Genomic DNA, 16,106 nt, shown 5'->3' on the forward strand with positions numbered 1-16,106 from the left:
AACCCGGTTTCTTTTTTGTTTCTAAAAAGCAAAAATAGGCCAAAATGAGCGTTTATTTTTAATTTCCAGGGTCTCACCTTCCCTTAAAGCAAAAACTTTAGTAAAATAGGTATATATAAGTTTTAGAAGGGAATAAGCAGAATATAGGGTTTTAACTAGATTTCAAAATTAGTTTGATAAGAGCCTAAAATAATAAAGAAAATTTGGTGATGACATTGCATGAAGAAGTTCAAATTCAAACAGATTACATTACATTAGGACAATTTATTAAACTCCTAAACATATTGGATTCAGGTGGTATGGTTAAAGCATTTATTCAGGATGTTGGTGCTGTTGTAAATGGTGAACTAGAACACCGACGCGGTCGAAAACTCTATCCAGAAGATATAATAGAGATAGAAGAGTTTGGTTCTTATATTGTTAAAAAAGAGGCTTAAATTATATGCACATTGAGAGGTTAGACTTAAGGAACTACCGAAACTATGAAAAATTAAGTATCTCCTTCGATGATAAAATCAATGTCATTATTGGTGAAAATGCCCAGGGGAAAACTAATTTGATGGAAGCAATATACGTACTGGCCTTTACCAAATCACATCGTACCTCACATGAAAAAGAACTTATCCAATGGGACCAAGAATATGCTAAAATAGAGGGTAGGGTAAAAAAACGAAATAACTCTCTTCCACTTGAAATTGTTATCTCATCCAAAGGAAAAAAAGCAAAACTAAATCATTTAGAACAAAAGCGACTTAGTGATTATATAGGGGCAATAAATGTCGTAATGTTTGCCCCAGAAGACTTAACCCTTGTGAAGGGGCCACCACAAATTAGAAGAAGATTTATCGATATGGAACTTGGTCAAATACAACCTACTTATATATACCACTTAGGACAGTACCAACGCATATTAAAACAGCGTAACAATCTGTTGAAGCAGATGCAGCGAAGAGATAAAACAGATAGAACGATGCTTGAAGTCCTATCTGCACAACTCATAGAACATGCCTCTATCATTCTGGAAAAGAGATTTATCTTTCTGGAATTGCTTAAAAAATGGGCAAGTCCGATACATCATGGAATAAGCAGAGGACTAGAAAAACTAGAAATCAAGTATAATGCTACAATTGAAGTATCAGAAGCAGAAAATAAGGAGAAAATAGATACTATCTATACAAAAAAATTTCAAGAAATACAAGAAAAGGAAATTGAACGTGGTACAACACTAATTGGTCCTCATAGAGATGACCTGAAATTCCAGGTTAATGATAAGGATGTCCAAACTTATGGTTCCCAAGGACAGCAGCGCACAACTGCCTTATCTTTAAAACTTGCTGAGATTGAGTTAATTAATAACGAGGTTGGCGAGTATCCAATATTACTCCTTGATGATGTATTAAGTGAATTGGATGATTATAGACAATCTCACCTACTGAATACCATTCAAGGGAAAGTACAAACCTTTGTATCCACAACTAGTGTAGAAGGAATTAATCATGAAACGTTGAAAAAAGCAGAATTGTTCCGGGTATCAGGAGGAAACATAGAATCATAATAAAATATTTAAATAGGAAGGATTCTGAAGCAAAATGTTTATTCATATCGGCGATGGAAACGTTATTCGTTCAAAAGATGTGATAGCGATTATTGATCATCAGATTATTTCTTCCTCGGTCATAATGGGAGAAATGATGGAAGCATGGAAAAAAGAAAAGAAAATTGCCGGCCCTGCAAACAGCTCGAAATCTGTAATAGTAACAAAAGATATGATATATTATACTACTGTTTCTGTTCCGACATTAAAGAAACGTACGAGTGTTAGTAAAATCATCAGTAATTTAGAGGATTATTCTGAAGGGGTCATTCCTTAGTGTTTTAATTACATTTTTGAAATTTGAATAATGAACCATAGGTGAATGCGAATGTTTTTAAACTTTCCAATTACAGAAATATGTATACAGAAAGATTAGACGAAAGCTTTTCGGTGATTACATATATCAACCTATGCAAGAAAAAAGTATCGTACTGCTAAAATACATGATTTTTATCATTAAAAAATAGATTGAGTTTTTCATAAGAAATGAGTGTGAGAAAGATGTCAATGGAAGAAAAAGTAACTACTGAACAATCATATGATGCCGATCAGATTCAAGTTCTAGAAGGTTTGGAAGCTGTTCGAAAACGTCCTGGAATGTATATTGGTTCAACTGCAGAAAAAGGTCTACACCATCTTGTATGGGAGATTGTAGACAATAGTATTGATGAAGCTTTAGCGGGATATTGTGATCATATTGAAGTTATTATTGAAGAAGACAATAGTATCACCGTTCAGGATAATGGTCGAGGAATTCCTGTTGATATCCAGAAAAAAACTGGTCGTCCTGCACTAGAAGTAATTATGACAGTGCTTCATGCGGGCGGTAAATTTGGCGGTGGCGGATACAAAGTTTCTGGAGGACTTCACGGTGTAGGTGCATCTGTTGTTAATGCCCTATCAACTAATCTAGAAGTTTACGTTCACCGTGATAATAAAATTCATTATCAGCAATTTAAAAAAGGCGTTCCTCAAGAAGATATTAAAGTAATCGGCGAAACCGATATTACCGGGACAATAACTCATTTTAATCCTGATCCAGAAATCTTCACTGAAACATTGGAGTATAATTTTGATACCTTATCACAACGTTTGCGTGAACTGTCTTTCTTAAATAAAGGATTGAGAATTTCTTTAGAAGATAAACGCTCAGATAAAGAAACGGAAAGTTATTATTATGAGGGCGGTATAGCCTCGTATGTTGAATATATAAATAACAATAAAGAAGTATTACATGAGCCATTTTATGCAGAAGGTGAAGATCAGAATATTTCTGTGGAAGTAGCAATTCAGTATAACGATGGCTTTGCATCTAATCTTTATTCTTTTGCCAACAATATTCATACGTACGAAGGTGGTACTCATGAAGTTGGCTTTAGAACTGGTTTAACACGTGTGATTAATGACTATGCTAGAAAAAATAACTTAATAAAAGAAGGCGAGTCAAACCTTTCTGGTGATGATGTAAGAGAAGGAATTACTGCCATTGTTTCCATAAAACATCCCAATCCTCAATTTGAAGGACAAACAAAAACGAAACTTGGTAATAGTGAAGTTAGAACGGTAACAGATTCTATTTTTAGTGAGAGATTTTCTACATTCCTCTATGAAAATCCTAATGTGGCAAAAATCATCGTTGATAAAGGTTTAATGGCATCAAGAGCACGTATGGCAGCTAAAAAGGCTCGAGAGCTTACTCGTAGAAAAGGTGCACTTGAAATTTCCAATTTGCCGGGTAAACTAGCAGATTGTTCATCAAAAGATGCCTCTATAAGTGAACTATATATCGTGGAGGGGGATTCTGCTGGTGGGTCAGCAAAAACAGGACGAGATCGTCATTTCCAAGCAATTCTTCCATTACGAGGGAAAATATTAAACGTTGAAAAGGCACGCTTAGATAGAATCCTATCGAACAACGAAGTCAGGTCCATGATTACTGCGATGGGAACTGGAATTTCCGAAGACTTTGATATATCTAAGGCAAGATATCATAAAGTTGTTATTATGACAGACGCTGATGTTGATGGAGCACATATACGTACCTTACTATTAACATTTTTCTATCGTTATATGCGCCCATTAATTGAACATGGATATATATATATCGCTCAGCCACCTCTTTATCAGATAAAACAAGGGAAAAGTTCCTATTATGCCTATAATGAAAAAGAGCTTGATAAAATTCTAGCAGAAATCCCAAGTACTCCTAAGCCTGGAATTCAACGTTACAAAGGTCTTGGGGAGATGAATGCAGAACAGTTATGGGATACAACGATGAATCCTGATAATCGTACATTACTCCAAGTAGAATTAGAAGATGCGATTGATGCAGACCAGGTATTCGATATGCTAATGGGTGATAAAGTAGAACCAAGACGGAATTTTATCGAAGAAAATGCCCAGTATGTAAAAAATCTAGATATTTAAAAAGTATGTTGAAGGTTAAAAGTCAATTTTATGATGTTTAACCAGTAGAAAAGCACTTGAAGTGTTTTTTCTATTAGGAGGTAATAAGTAATGGCGGAAGAAAAGCGCTCAAATGTTCAAGAGATAAATATCAGTAATGAAATGCGTACATCATTCCTTGATTATGCCATGAGTGTTATCGTGTCACGTGCCCTTCCAGATGTCCGTGATGGTATGAAGCCGGTACACAGAAGGATTCTTTATGCAATGAATGATTTAGGTATGCATTCTGATAAAGCTCACAAAAAGTCAGCACGTATTGTTGGAGAAGTAATTGGTAAGTATCATCCGCATGGTGATTCTGCTGTTTACGAAACAATGGTACGTATGGCACAGGATTTTAGCTATCGCTATATGCTCGTTGATGGCCATGGGAATTTTGGTTCGGTGGATGGCGACTCAGCAGCTGCGATGCGATATACAGAAGCTAGAATGTCCAAGATATCAATGGAATTACTTCGTGATATTAATAAAGACACGATTGACTATCAAGATAACTATGATGGATCTGAACGCGAACCGGTTGTATTCCCAGCACGATTTCCTAATCTATTAGTAAATGGCGCCTCAGGTATTGCTGTAGGTATGGCGACCAATATAGCTCCGCACAACTTGGGAGAAACTATTGACGCGGTTTTAGCAGTAAGTAAAAATCCTGAAATTACAATTGAAGAGCTTATGGAAGATTATATTTATGGGCCAGACTTCCCTACAGCAGCACAAATCTTAGGAAGAAGTGGAATTCGTAAAGCTTATGAAACTGGTAAGGGATCTATAACGTTACGTGCAAAGGCTAATATTGAGGAACATAGTAATGGCAAATCAACCATCATTGTTAATGAGATCCCCTATCAAGTAAATAAAGCAAAACTGGTTGAGAAAATTGCTGAACTTGTCCGTGATAAACGTTTAGAAGGTATTACGGACTTGAGGGATGAATCTGATCGTAATGGAATGCGTATCGTTATTGAATTGCGTCGTGATGCCAATCCAAATGTTGTTCTAAATAATTTATATAAAAATACCGCTATGCAGACGACATTTGGTATTAACACACTAGCGCTAGTTGACGGACAGCCAAAAGTATTAAATATCAAGGAATGTTTAGTACATTATCTAAACCATCAGAAAATTATTATAAGACGAAGAACAGAGTTTGAACTTAGAAAAGCAGAAGCTCGTGCACATATTCTAGAAGGTTTGCGTATTGCCTTAGACCATATCGACGAGGTAATATCGCTTATTCGGAATTCAAAAACAACAGAAATTGCACGTACTGGTTTAATGGAACGCTTTAACCTTTCAGAGAAACAAGCACAAGCAATCCTCGATATGCGTTTACAGCGTCTAACTGGTTTAGAACGAGATAAAATTGAGGAAGAATATGCAGAATTACAAGCATTAATCTCTGAATTAAAAGCAATCTTAGCAGATGAAGAGAAAATCCTAGAAATTATTCGTGAAGAGCTTATCGAAATTAAAGAAAAATACAATGATGAACGCCGTACGGAAATTGTAGCTGGTGGTGCTGGATTCTTCGAGGATGAAGACTTAATTCCTGAAGAAAACATCGTCGTTACCTTAACTCATAAAGGATATATTAAACGTCTTCCATCTTCTACGTATCGTACTCAAAAACGTGGAGGACGAGGTATTCAAGGAATGGGAACAAATGAAGATGATTTTGTAGAACATCTTGTATCTACCTCAACCCACAACACACTATTATTCTTTACCAATAAAGGTAAGGTATACAAAGCAAAGGGGTATGAGGTACCTGAGTTCTCAAGAACAGCAAAAGGTATCCCGATTATTAATATGCTCCAAGTTGAAAATGGAGAATGGGTTAACGCTGTAATTTCAGTAAGTGAATATAAAGAAGATGCGTTTCTATTCTTTACCACAAAACATGGTATTACTAAACGTACTTCTGTTTCGAAGTATTCCAATATCCGTAAAGGTGGGCTAATTGCACTTGGTCTTAAAGAGGATGATGAGCTGATATCAGTTAAAGAAACAGATGGTACGAAAGATGTTATGATCGCAACGAAGAATGGTTATCTTATCCGATTTGAAGAAACTCAAATTAGATCGATGGGTAGAACTGCTGCTGGTGTCAGAGGTATTTCTCTAAGAGATGACGATGAGGTTGTTTCCATGGAAATTATCGAAGAAGGCTGTAAGATTCTACATGTGACGGATAAAGGGTATGGTAAACAAACCCATGAGTCCGAATATCGCCGTACAAATCGTGGTGGTAAGGGTGTATTCACTTGCAAGTTAGGTGAAAAGACAGGAAATGTCTCCGCAGTAAAAACAGTAACTGGTGATGAAGACCTAATGTTAATTACAGTTGCTGGTGTGTTAATTCGAATTCCTGTTGAAGATATCTCTGAGACAGGTCGAAATACAATGGGCGTTCGTTTGATTCGTTTACTTGATGATGAAGAAGTTGCTACAGTTGCAAAAATAGAACATGAAGAAGATGAAGAAAACGAAGAAAGCGAAGAAAACGAAAATGAAGAGCAATCTTCTGAAGAAACTGATGTGGAAACACCAGATGATACGGAATAAAGAGTAAGGTGGCTTGATAAAGAGTCACCTTATTTTTTCAAATCCCACGCTTTTTCTATAAGAAACTACGGGATTACATACCTAGATAGAGGGGGCAATCATATGCTATCGACGCCATCACAGCTTGTTCCAGGTTGTATTTTGTTAAAGGATATTTACGGGAAATCAAATCGTCCTATTATTTATAAACATACAATATTAACAGAACAGCATATTGAATTTCTAAAAGCCTTCCTTGTTGAGTCTGTAGAAGTTGATCCCAATCTCAGTAACGGAAAAGTATTTGAACCCAAATTAGTAGATGAGCAAGTGGGCAGAATATCTCCGAATAGTGTAGAGGATCAAAATGGTATTTCTACTTTTAAACAGCATTTTCAAAAAGCTGTTAAGGATTACAAAAAGCTCTACAAAACCATACAAAGTGGGATTCCGTTAGATATATTAAAGGTAAGGCAAATTATTATTCCATTATTAGAGAGAGTCGACGAAATTGATGAAAATGTAACTCGTCTTCATCACTACGGTGAAAAAAGAGATTATTTATTCTTTCATAGTATCGCTTTAGGTATACTCTCCTCCTACTTAGCAAGAAAATTAGGTTTTTCTAAAGGGGAATGGCTTCAAATAGGAATTGCTGGCTTACTAAGTGATAGTGGCATGGCAAAGATAAATTCTAATATTATCTTAAAGGATGCTCCTTTACTAGAGAGTGAGCTAGAAGAAATAAAGAAACATCCTACATATTCCTACCGGCTTGTTGAACATATCTCTGCATTAACAGTTGGAGTAAAGCTAGCCGTCTTGCAGCATCACGAACGATTAGACGGGAGCGGTTATCCACTTGGTGTCCCTATGGATAAAATACATAAATATGCGCAAATCGTTGCTGTTTGTGATACCTATCATGCGATGACTAGTGAGCGACTATATAAAGAAAAAAAATCACCTTATAAAGTAATCGAGGAAATTCAAAAGAATCAATATACCAAGTTTAATCCAGAAATTGTAAAGGTGTTTGCAAAAAGCCTTGCTAATTTTTCTGTGGGCACGAAAATCCTGTTAAATAATAAACAACAGGGAGAAGTTATTTTTGTAGAGCCCGCTAATCCAACTCGACCAATTATTCGCCTTGAACATAACGGAGATATCATCGCACTCCAAACAGCACCCAACCTACATATTGAGCAAAAAATATAAAGGAATAGATTCCGGTAAGACTCCGGTTCTATTCCTTTTATGCTTTTTATGTAAGGTATGCTTTTTAGATAGGGTTGATAGAGCTTCTGGGTCGGTTGATAGAAGGTACGAGCCGGTTGATAGAAGCTCCAGGTCGGTTGATAGAGGGCACGGGGCGGTTGATAGACGGGACGAGCCGGTTGATAGAAGCTCCAGGTCGGTTGATAGACAGCACGAGCTGGTTGATAGAAGCTCCAGGCCGGTTGATAGAAGGTACGAGCCGGTTGATAGAAGCCCCAGGTCGGTTGATAGAGGGCACGAGCCGGTTGGTAGAAGCCCCAGGTCGGTTGATAGACAGCACGAGCCGGTTGATAGAAGCTCCAGGTCGGTTGATAGACAGCACGAGCCGGTTGATAGAAGCACCAACTCGGTTGATAGAAGCACCAACTCGGTTGATAGCCCCCTCCGACCGGTCGATATCCCAGCCCAAGCGGTTGATAGACTCACACTCCCCCACCACCAATTGTGTAATATCACAATTTTCCTACCGATAATAATTCATGTTGTAGTATTTGTGGTATTTTTTCAGCTGTAATGTTTAAAAACTTACGAATAAAAGGATAGTCTAAGTCTGATTTGGAGGATAATAGATCCCCCCACCATTCTGCCTCATATCTGCAAAGCATGCTTAGATTATATAACAGCAAGTAATGAATCATCACCTCGGAAATAGGTAAAAAGTGATTTCTTTGATAAGGAAAATATATCGTTCTATCCTTCATATGGATAAAAAACGGCCCGTTTGAACTTGTTATATTACGAGCTATCTTTAGTTGAATGTATTCTTTATCAATATCAAGGTCTTCGATTAGAGGAAGGTTTGGTTCAATACGTTTAATAAATGCCTTATTAGTTAGATGGTAGTTGTCTAATAACTCTGTTGGAAATTTTAAAAAGCGAGAATCCATAGAACCTACAGCAATCATTCTTCTGCTTTGCTGAAGATTAAAAAAGGATTGTATCTCAGGAATGACAGATAACAGATCCTCCATTTTCACTTTCTCAAAAGGCATATTGCTAATGTTAAAGAGATGACTTGAAAAGTATGGAAAGAGCCCTTTTTTTTGCACTTTTACGTCATCTTCCATGAATGAATAATTTTTTTTCTTTCGTTTTCTTGAGGTCACTCCGTGCGATAATAATGTAGTAGATTCTGGATAATTTGGCCTTCTTGATAATAGGCAGCCTTTTAATAAGTGTGTCATTCCATAGAAGTATAAGACTGGCTTTGCAAATAAATCTACGGTATCCCCTATTTCATAGAAACTTTTCCCATGTTCAAGATAATACATAAATGCACTGTAATTCTCGTAGCTTTTTGACGCTGCATCTACTTCACTAATCTCTTTGTAGCAGCTGAATAAATAGTTTTGTGCAGTTTGTTGAGACGTTAAATATGTATAAAAATCATAATTATTATTCATTTCATTCTCCTACCAAAAATTCAGAATCTATTTTCTTTTTACATTTCACGAATATGTTATTGAAAAAGCTAAATAGTTAGCGTATGGTATATAAAAATAGAATTACCTACTAGTTTGGTCATATTGTAAAAAAATAATACATGGTAAAAAGGAGGAGTAACTTTTGCGTAAAGATAAGTTTGCAAAAGAAGGTTTGACGTTTGATGATGTGTTGTTATTACCAGCTGAATCTGAAGTTTTGCCAAATGAGGTTAAGCTTCATACGGAGTTGTCTCCTAGTTTGCAATTAAAATCACCCTTCATTAGTGCTGGTATGGATACGGTAACCGAGGCAGAAATGGCAATTGCGATGGCTCGTCAGGGTGGATTTGGTGTCATTCATAAGAATATGTCCATTGAAGAGCAAGCGGAACAAGTTGATCGGGTAAAACGTTCTGAGAGTGGAGTTATAACCAATCCATTTTTCCTCACACCAGAACATCAAGTTTTTGACGCAGAACATTTAATGGGGAAATTTCGGATTTCTGGTGTACCAATAGTTAATACAATAGAAGAACAGAAATTAGTAGGTATTATTACGAATCGTGATTTGCGTTTTATTCAGGATTATTCCATCGCTATATCAGATGTTATGACTAGTAATAATTTAATTACTGCACCTGTTGGGACTACATTAGAAGAAGCGGAGAAAATACTTCAACAATATAAAATTGAGAAACTTCCTCTCGTAGATAATCATAATGTATTAAAAGGATTAATAACTATTAAAGATATTGAAAAGGTTATTGAATTTCCAAATGCTGCAAAGGATGCGCAAGGGAGATTATTAGTTGGTGCAGCCGTTGGTGTGACGAAAGATGCGATGAAGCGTATTGATAAATTAGTAGAAGCTGGTGTTGATGTCATTGTAATTGATACAGCACATGGCCACTCTAAAGGTGTTCTTGACCAGATAAGAGAGGTACGTAAAGAATATCCAGATTTAAATGTTATTGCTGGTAATGTGGCAACTGCTGAGGGTACAAAGGCATTAATCGATGCAGGAGCTACTATTGTAAAAGTCGGTATCGGACCAGGATCTATTTGTACGACACGTGTTGTAGCGGGTGTAGGAGTTCCGCAAATTACAGCAGTTAATGATTGTGCTGCTGCGGCAGAGGAATATGGGGTTCCAGTTATTGCAGATGGTGGAATTAAATATTCTGGCGATATAGTTAAAGCATTGGCAGCTGGTGCGCATGCTGTTATGTTGGGCAGTATGTTTGCTGGAACATCTGAAAGCCCTGGAGAAACAGAAATATATCAAGGCCGAAAATATAAAGTATATCGTGGAATGGGCTCAGTTGGGGCGATGAAAGCTGGATCTAAAGATCGATATTTCCAAGGGGATGCTGAAAATAAAAAGCTTGTTCCAGAGGGAATTGAGGGACGAGTTCCTTATAAAGGCGCTTTATCTGATACAGTTCATCAACTAATGGGAGGATTACGTTCTGGAATGGGTTACTGTGGTACTGCAACAATTACGGCTTTGCGTAATGATGCACAGTTTATTAGAATCACAAATGCTGGTTTACGTGAAAGTCACCCACATGACGTTCAAATAACAAAGGAAGCGCCTAATTATTCCGTACAATAATAGAGCTAAAAATATAATGTTTTCTTAAATAAGAAAAATTTTCAAGATGAGGACTTTCCTCATCTATTTTTTTTTCATGCTCTATGGTAAAATAACAAAGTGTGTGTTTAAAAGGACAAGAAATATAATCCGTAATCCATAGTAGACAAAAATAAAAGAAAGATATAATAAATAGAAACCAAATGTTGGAGGTACAGAGCGTTGAAATATGACATAAAATTGAACTTTACGATACTATTTGTTTTTGCGATTATGTTCGCAACTATTGTTATCAATCCTAGTGGGATAAAGGCACAGGAATCTTTAGATTTAAATGCTGAATCAGCAATATTAGTAGACTTTGATACAGGAAAAATTTTATATTCTAAAAATCCAGATGCTACTATTCCACCAGCAAGTATGACAAAAATGATGACAGAATACCTGGTGTTAGAAGCCATCCAAAATGGAGAGATTAGTTGGGATACCACAACAGAAATTAGTGACTATGCCTATAGTATTTCAGCGAATGATGCTTTTTCAGGTGTTGGTTTAAAACAAGACCAGCCATATACAGTGAAAGAACTTTATGAAGCAATGGCCATAAACTCTGACAATGCAACAACAATTGCACTTGCAGAACTCATTGCAGGATCTGAAGGTGAATTTGTAAAACTAATGAATCAAAAGGCTGAAGAAATGGGCCTTTCAGAATTCGAGTTTGTAAATTCAACTGGGTTGGACAATGCTGATTTGGCTGGAAATCATCCAGAAGGTACAGACTCAGATGATTTAAATTTATTATCGGCTAGATCCACAGCATTACTTGCTTATAATCTTGTTCATGACTTTCCTGAGGTTTTAGATACATCATCAATTCCAGAAACAGAATTTGCTGATCAGTCTATACGAAATTGGAATTGGATGTTGCCACATGAAGCATCTTTCCTAGAACAATTCTTTTATGAAGGCGTAGATGGTTTAAAAACTGGCTATACGGAAAGTGGTGGGAATAGCTTTGCAGGTACAGCAATACGAAATGGAAATCGTCTAATTACTGTGGTAATGAAGACAGATAGTAAAGAGGAACGGTTTGAAGAAACCGCGAAACTACTGGATTATGGATTTAAAAACTTCCAGACACAAGAGCTTTTTGCGGAAGGGTACCAATTAGATGGAAAATCAACATTGCCAGTACAAAAAGGGAAGGAAGATACGGTTAAAGTATCATTAGGAGATGCTATTTCTGTACCTATAAAATCAGAAGATGCTGAGCAATATAGTATTGAATACGTAATTGATCAAGATAAATTAAATGAAGATGGCGAATTAACTGCTCCGATAGAAAAAGGAGAAGTTGTAGGAACGGTAAATCTTGTTTTTGAAGGCGAAAATGATTATGGGTATATTATTAGTAAAAATTCCAGTTCTGTTCCATTGGTGACAGAAGATGGGGTAGAGAAAGCTAACTGGTTTATGCTAACACTTGGTGCTATTGGTGATTTCTTTGCTAATATATTTACAAGTGCAGTTGATTGGATTAAAGGTTTGTTTAGTTAAGAAATCAACAATGAAGATATTTACTTGCAACTTGGTAAAAAATTGATTATTATATTTATAATAAAATGTAACACAAATAGTTATGATAGGAATTAGTAACAGTATATCTATCCAAAGAGAGTCGATGGTTGGTGTAAATCGATGTTAGAAAGCTGTGAATCCATCCTTGAACTGGTTTATGGAATTGATTTGTATAGTCAAACTAAGTAAACCCGGTTACGGACCGTTAACACGTGGAAAGCCGGAAGAGATGAACTCTTCAACAAGGGTGGCAACGCGGGAAATATACTCTCGTCCCTATATAATAGGGACGGGAGTTTTTTATTTAAGATAAGATAGTAACGCTTTAAAGTAGGCTTCCTCGACGCAAGGGCCAAAGAATTCTCTCGATGCTCAGGTCTGCACACGTGCTGCTCCTGAATGACAAGCTATGGCAGCGTTGCATCTCAGGAAGAAAATAGTTCTTTAGTTTTAAGGAGTCTCTGTACTCTGCCTTCGCTAGTTTTAGTTTTCTGATTGGTGTATTGCTTCAAATTATATAGTAACGTTTGATAATATTTTTCCATCTGAAGAGATACAACAAATCTGTTAACGATTCTAATTAGATTTTATTAGTACAGATCAGCGGAGGAAATACACGGAGACTCCTTGAAAAAAGAAAACCACTTTTTTCTGCGTGCGATGTAACCCTGCCGAAACGTTCCTTGTCCTGCGGGATGATAGGCATCGGTGAGACCCCTAAAGACACGACAGTACGAGGAGGATCACCAGCCGCCCGCGGAAAGCGAAGTGTATTTCCGTAGTGGGTAAATGCAGAAACCTTCTTTATAACGGATTCTATAATCTTAACTAATTGATTTGTTTTTCTAAGTTGTTAGTAAAGCAATATAAAAAAATCCTATTTTACACACTAAAAAAAAGGAGGAATTATCATGCTAGACATGAAGTATTTACGTAATAATTTTGAGGAAGTGAAGGCAAAATTAAACCATCGAGGCGAAGATTTGTCTGAACTAAACCACTTTGGTGAATTGGATGGAAAACGCCGAGAATTAATAGCTGAATCAGAAACCTTAAAGGCTAAACGTAATGAAGCAACAAAGAAAATTTCCGAATTAAAAAGGGATGGAAAAGATGCAGAACCTGCCATTAAAGAAATGCGGGAAGTAGGAAATCAAATATCTGCACTGGATAAGGAATTAAAAGAAATTGAAGAAAAGTTACAATTGATTATGCTTTCTATTCCGAATATCCCTCATGAAAGTGTACCTATTGGCGAAGATGAGGATGACAATGTGGAGGTACGTAAGTGGGGGGCAATTCCTTCCTTTCCATTTGAAGAAAAGCCACATTGGGATATTGCAACAAATCTTGATATTTTAGATTTTGAGCGAGCTGGTAAAGTAACAGGAAGCCGATTTGTTTTTTACAAAGGCATGGGGGCTAGGTTAGAACGCGCTTTAATAAGCTTTATGATGGATTTACACGCAGATGAGCATGGATATGTTGAAATGCTTCCACCATATATTGTAAACCGCACAAGTATGACTGGGACAGGCCAGTTGCCAAAATTTGAAGAGGATGCCTTTAAATTAGAAGGATGGGACTACTTCATGGTACCAACTGCGGAAGTACCAGTTACAAATTACCATCGAGATGAAATATTAAATGCCGATGAATTACCAAAAAAATATGTAGCATTTAGTGGAAGTTTCCGTTCTGAAGCCGGTTCTGCAGGTCGTGATACTAGAGGGCTAATTCGACAGCACCAATTTAATAAAGTAGAATTAGTTCATTTTGCTAAACCAGAAGACTCTTATAATACATTAGAAACACTAACAGGACATGCAGAAAAAGTATTACAGTTATTAGAGCTTCCGTATCGAGTGATGAGTATGTGCACAGGTGATTTAGGGTTTACTGCTGCGAAAAAATACGATATTGAAGTATGGATTCCAAACCAAAATACGTATCGTGAAATCTCTTCTTGTTCAAATTTTGAAGATTTCCAAGCGAGACGTGCGGGCATTCGTTTCCGCAGAGAAGCAAATGGTAAGCCAGAATTCGTTCACACATTGAATGGATCAGGATTAGCAGTAGGTAGAACCGTTGCAGCCATCTTAGAAAATTATCAACAGGAAGATGGAACGGTTAAAGTACCTAACGTATTGCAACCTTATATGGGCGGAGTAGAGTACATCAAATAAGGCTAAAAAATGAGGCTGGGACATAACTAAAGTGTTTAACGCAAAAAACGAACAATGTGCTACTTAGCGGAGTATATTTCCGGAGCGGTAATTATGCACCAATCATGTTCGGGTTTTCCTTTGAGAAAATACTTTTATCCCAGCCTTATTTTAAATTTTAGAATTAAACAGTCCTGGTAAAAAAATGGTAGAAAAAAGTCGAATAATGTTGACACAGATTTTTCAGTATGGTATATTAATTCTTGTCGTCATGGAGGTATACCCAAGTCTGGCTGAAGGGATCGGTCTTGAAAACCGACAGGCGGGTCAAACCGCGCGGGGGTTCGAATCCCTCTACCTCCTCCATTTAATTATACATACAATACACTACTATAAAAACACCATTACAACTGTAATGGTGTTTATTATGATACCTACTTTTGTTTCATCAATGAATTTATAAAGTTAGTTGGCAGGTATAACTTATCCTCATTTATTTCTAAATAATTGATATTTTGATCTGTATGTCGGTCCTTGATGTGATTGACTTCTTTATGTAATCGCTCCATTCTTTCATCTAATTCATTCGCTGCTTTTGCTGCATCGGTTAATTCCTTTGTTAATCTTTCTGGAATCGTATTATTATACTTATAAAAGATTTTATGTTCGAGACTTGCCCAGAAGTCCATGGCAACTGTGCGAATCTGTATCTCTACGAAAACATCTTCCACTCGATCTGACATAAAGACAGGTATAGATACAATAAGATGTAAACTTTTATATCCATTTGGTTTTGGATTTTGGATGTAATCTTTCTTGGTAATTAATGTGACATCCTTTTGATTTTCAATCATGTTGCTGATTCGACCAATATCAGAAATAAAGGAGCAAACCACACGTATTCCTACTATATCTCGTATATTTTCCTTAATATTATCTGTTGTTATCGGAATATCCTTTCGATACATCTTTTTCATGATACTCTCTGGCGATTTAATCCGTGATTTAATATGTTCAATAGGATTATATTCATGAATATGTTGAAATTCTTCCTTCAAAATCGTTAACTTAGTATTCATTTCATCTAAGCCAAACTTATATGTCATCATAAATCGCGTTAATTCATTTTTTATTTTTCGTAACTTTTCTATATTGTTTTCCATAAAAATGTCCTTTCCTTCTGAATTTACACATATATTATACCAATATCCATGTATTTATCTCATTAAAAATGTCCACTTGACAAATTGCTGGAAAGAGCATATATTACAAAAAAACAAATAAATGATAGATGAATAATAAAGATGTTGATTAGGCCAGTAATGCAAAGCATATTCGAAAGAGAGTGGAATCCAAAGGCTGGAAGATTCCTCGGAAAATGCTTGTATGAACCTACCTAGGAGTCGTTAGCAAATGAAACTAACCACAGATTACTGTGTTATCAAATTAAA

At 36.3% G+C, this 16,106-nt stretch carries 12 protein-coding genes, 1 tRNA gene and 2 other annotated features (1 of these 15 only partly in view); of the genes, 11 read left to right on the forward strand and 2 right to left on the reverse strand.

Annotated elements, in window-relative coordinates; all coding sequences use genetic code 11:
• Positions 1–215: 215 nt before the first annotated feature.
• The 7 genes from yaaA (at position 216) to D8M06_RS19715 (ending at position 8,364) form a co-directional block, all read left to right on the forward strand.
• Positions 216–437: a S4 domain-containing protein YaaA gene (gene yaaA / locus D8M06_RS11325; protein ID WP_121204593.1), complete on the forward strand. Its 222-nt coding sequence runs from the start codon at positions 216–218 to the stop codon at positions 435–437.
• 5 nt (positions 438–442) lie between these two features.
• Entirely contained in the window at positions 443–1,555 is a 1,113-nt protein-coding gene (gene recF / locus D8M06_RS11330) for a DNA replication/repair protein RecF (protein WP_121204518.1), read from the forward strand.
• A gap of 34 nt (positions 1,556–1,589) precedes the next feature.
• Entirely contained in the window at positions 1,590–1,871 is a 282-nt protein-coding gene (remB, locus tag D8M06_RS11335; RefSeq protein ID WP_121204519.1) for an extracellular matrix regulator RemB, read from the forward strand.
• Between the two features lie 224 nt (positions 1,872–2,095).
• Positions 2,096–4,021, forward strand: coding sequence for a DNA topoisomerase (ATP-hydrolyzing) subunit B (gene gyrB / locus D8M06_RS11340; RefSeq protein ID WP_121204520.1), 1,926 nt, complete (start codon positions 2,096–2,098; stop codon positions 4,019–4,021).
• A 90-nt stretch (positions 4,022–4,111) separates the two neighbouring features.
• Positions 4,112–6,634: a DNA gyrase subunit A gene (gyrA, locus tag D8M06_RS11345; RefSeq protein ID WP_121204521.1), complete on the forward strand. Its 2,523-nt coding sequence runs from the start codon at positions 4,112–4,114 to the stop codon at positions 6,632–6,634.
• A gap of 102 nt (positions 6,635–6,736) precedes the next feature.
• Positions 6,737–7,831, forward strand: a complete 1,095-nt coding sequence (locus D8M06_RS11350; RefSeq protein ID WP_121204522.1) for an HD-GYP domain-containing protein — start codon at positions 6,737–6,739, stop codon at positions 7,829–7,831.
• A 74-nt stretch (positions 7,832–7,905) separates the two neighbouring features.
• Complete coding sequence (locus D8M06_RS19715; protein ID WP_147404969.1) at positions 7,906–8,364, forward strand: hypothetical protein; 459 nt, start codon at positions 7,906–7,908, stop codon at positions 8,362–8,364.
• Here D8M06_RS19715 and D8M06_RS11355 read toward each other — a convergent pair.
• A complete protein-coding gene (locus tag D8M06_RS11355; protein WP_121204523.1) occupies positions 8,344–9,294 on the reverse strand; it encodes a YaaC family protein in 951 nt (316 codons plus the stop codon). The two genes, D8M06_RS19715 and D8M06_RS11355, sit on opposite strands and share 21 nt — an antisense overlap.
• 163 nt (positions 9,295–9,457) lie before the next feature.
• Here D8M06_RS11355 and guaB point away from each other — a divergent pair, with 163 nt between their 5' ends.
• The 4 genes from guaB to D8M06_RS11375 all read left to right on the forward strand — a co-directional run bounded on the left by guaB (position 9,458) and on the right by D8M06_RS11375 (position 15,021).
• Positions 9,458–10,930, forward strand: coding sequence for an IMP dehydrogenase (guaB, locus tag D8M06_RS11360; RefSeq protein ID WP_121204524.1), 1,473 nt, complete (start codon positions 9,458–9,460; stop codon positions 10,928–10,930).
• 201 nt (positions 10,931–11,131) lie between these two features.
• The gene (locus D8M06_RS11365; RefSeq protein WP_421904345.1) at positions 11,132–12,469 is read left to right on the forward strand and encodes a serine hydrolase; all 1,338 of its coding nucleotides are present in this window, start codon (positions 11,132–11,134) and stop codon (positions 12,467–12,469) included.
• Between the two features lie 73 nt (positions 12,470–12,542).
• Positions 12,543–12,771 (forward strand) — a binding site (T-box leader).
• Positions 12,772–13,401: 630 nt separating this feature from the next.
• Complete coding sequence (serS, locus tag D8M06_RS11370) at positions 13,402–14,676, forward strand: serine--tRNA ligase (protein WP_121204525.1); 1,275 nt, start codon at positions 13,402–13,404, stop codon at positions 14,674–14,676.
• 252 nt (positions 14,677–14,928) lie between these two features.
• A tRNA-Ser gene (locus D8M06_RS11375) sits at positions 14,929–15,021 on the forward strand.
• A gap of 68 nt (positions 15,022–15,089) precedes the next feature.
• Here D8M06_RS11375 and D8M06_RS11380 read toward each other — a convergent pair.
• Positions 15,090–15,818: a GTP pyrophosphokinase gene (locus D8M06_RS11380; protein WP_121204526.1), complete on the reverse strand. Its 729-nt coding sequence runs from the start codon at positions 15,816–15,818 to the stop codon at positions 15,090–15,092.
• A gap of 135 nt (positions 15,819–15,953) precedes the next feature.
• Positions 15,954–16,106: a binding site (T-box leader), on the forward strand; it runs 57 nt beyond the window's last position.

This window comes from Oceanobacillus halophilus, assembly GCF_003628505.1.
Taxonomy (GTDB): Bacteria; Bacillota; Bacilli; order Bacillales; family Amphibacillaceae; genus Oceanobacillus; species Oceanobacillus halophilus.

Excerpts from the sequence above, each read along its gene's own strand:
- recF (WP_121204518.1), top strand. The coding sequence starts at position 443 with ATGCACATTGAGAGGTTAGACTTAAGGAACTACCGAAACTATGAAAAA.
- remB (WP_121204519.1), top strand. The coding sequence starts at position 1,590 with ATGTTTATTCATATCGGCGATGGAAACGTTATTCGTTCAAAAGATGTG.
- gyrB (WP_121204520.1), top strand. The coding sequence starts at position 2,096 with ATGTCAATGGAAGAAAAAGTAACTACTGAACAATCATATGATGCCGAT.
- gyrA (WP_121204521.1), top strand. The coding sequence starts at position 4,112 with ATGGCGGAAGAAAAGCGCTCAAATGTTCAAGAGATAAATATCAGTAAT.
- D8M06_RS11350 (WP_121204522.1), top strand. The coding sequence starts at position 6,737 with ATGCTATCGACGCCATCACAGCTTGTTCCAGGTTGTATTTTGTTAAAG.
- D8M06_RS11355 (WP_121204523.1), bottom strand. The coding sequence starts at position 9,294 with ATGAATAATAATTATGATTTTTATACATATTTAACGTCTCAACAAACT.
- serS (WP_121204525.1), top strand. The coding sequence starts at position 13,402 with ATGCTAGACATGAAGTATTTACGTAATAATTTTGAGGAAGTGAAGGCA.
- D8M06_RS11380 (WP_121204526.1), bottom strand. The coding sequence starts at position 15,818 with ATGGAAAACAATATAGAAAAGTTACGAAAAATAAAAAATGAATTAACG.